This is a genomic window from Polaromonas sp. P3_C2, from assembly GCF_056402675.1.
This window is the reverse complement of the sequence record NZ_JBFUGX010000866.1, coordinates 1-1,487: the sequence shown is the minus strand read 5'-3', so window position 1 is coordinate 1,487 and position 1,487 is coordinate 1. Positions and strand designations below refer to the sequence as shown.

Here is a 1,487-nt window from a genome sequence, read left to right as displayed (position 1 = left end):
GCCTGGCGGCCTACGCGCACCCCAAGCGCGAGCTTGGGGTTTATTTAACCGCCCCTTGGGGCGATTTGAGAAGGCCGGCGCGGCGCTTAGCGAGGCAGGTCGCTAAAGCCCATCAGAAACTCGTCGACCRCGCGCGCGGCCTGGCGGCCTACGCGCACCCCAAGCGCRAGCTTGGGGTTTATTTAACCGCCCCTTGGGGCGATTTGCGAAGGCCGGGCGCGGCGCTTAGCGAGGCAGGTCGCTAAAGCCCATCAAAAACTCGTCGACAGCACGCGCGGCCTGACGGCCTTCGCGAATCGCCCATACGACCAGGCTCTGGCCGCGGCGGATGTCGCCAGCGGCAAACACTTTGGGCACATTGGTGGCATAGCCGCCGGTGAAGTCAGTGCCCGCTTTGGCGTTGCCGCGGTTGTCTTTTTCGATGCCGAACGCATCCAGAACGGACGCCACCGGCGAAATAAAGCCCATGGCCAGCAGCACCAGGTCAGCCTTGAGGGTTTGCTCAGAGCCTGGCACTTCCACCATCTTGCCGTCTTTCCATTCGACGCGAACGGTCTTCAGGCCCGTGACCTTGCCTTTTTCGCCGATCAGTTCCTTGGTGGAGATCGCGAACTCGCGCTCGCAGCCTTCTTCGTGGCTGGAAGAGGTGCGCAGCTTGATCGGCCAGTAAGGCCAGGTCATGGGGCGGTTTTCTTCTTCGGGCGGCTGGGGCATCAGCTCAAACTGGGTGACGCTGACCGCGCCGTGGCGGTTGCTGGTGCCCACGCAGTCGGAACCCGTATCGCCACCGCCGATGACGATGACATGCTTGCCGTCGGCGCGCAGCTGGCCTTTGACCTTGTCGCCGGCATTGACCTTGTTCTGCTGGGGCAAAAACTCCATCGCAAAGTGCACGCCGTCCAGGTCGCGGCCGGGCACGGGCAGGTCGCGCGACTGTTCGGCGCCGCCGGTGAGGATGACGGCGTCGAAGTCTTTTTGCAGTTGCTCAGGGGTGATGCTTTCTTTCGCCCAGTTGGTGACTTTGGAGTCCTTTGGCAGGCTGCCCACCATCACGCCGGTGCGGAAGTTCACGCCCTCGGCCTTCATCTGCTCGACGCGGCGGTCGATGTGGACTTTTTCCATCTTGAAATCGGGAATGCCGTAGCGCAGCAGGCCGCCGACGCGGTCGTTCTTTTCAAACAGCGTCACGTCGTGGCCTGCGCGAGCCAGTTGCTGCGCGGCGGCCATGCCGGCAGGGCCAGAGCCGACCACGGCAACCTTTTTACCGGTCTTGTGCTTGGGCATCACGGGCTTGACCCAGCCTTCGGACCAGGCGCGGTCGATGATGGCGTGCTCGATCGACTTGATGCCGACGGCGTCGTCATTCACGTTCAGCGTGCAGGCGGCTTCGCAGGGCGCGGGGCAGATGCGGCCGGTGAACTCGGGAAAATTGTTGGTGCTGTGCAGCGTGTCGATCGCGTTTTTCCAGTCAGCGCGAAACACCATGT

The 1,487-nt window shown here is 63.2% G+C and carries 1 protein-coding gene; it reads right to left on the bottom strand.

Going from position 1 to position 1,487, the window contains the following annotated elements; genetic code table 11:
* Positions 1-225 precede the first annotated feature (225 nt).
* Positions 226-1,487, bottom strand: a 1,262-nt coding sequence (locus tag AC1DWI_RS22855; protein ID WP_477725872.1) for a glutamate synthase subunit beta, incomplete at its 5' end; no start/stop codon positions are given.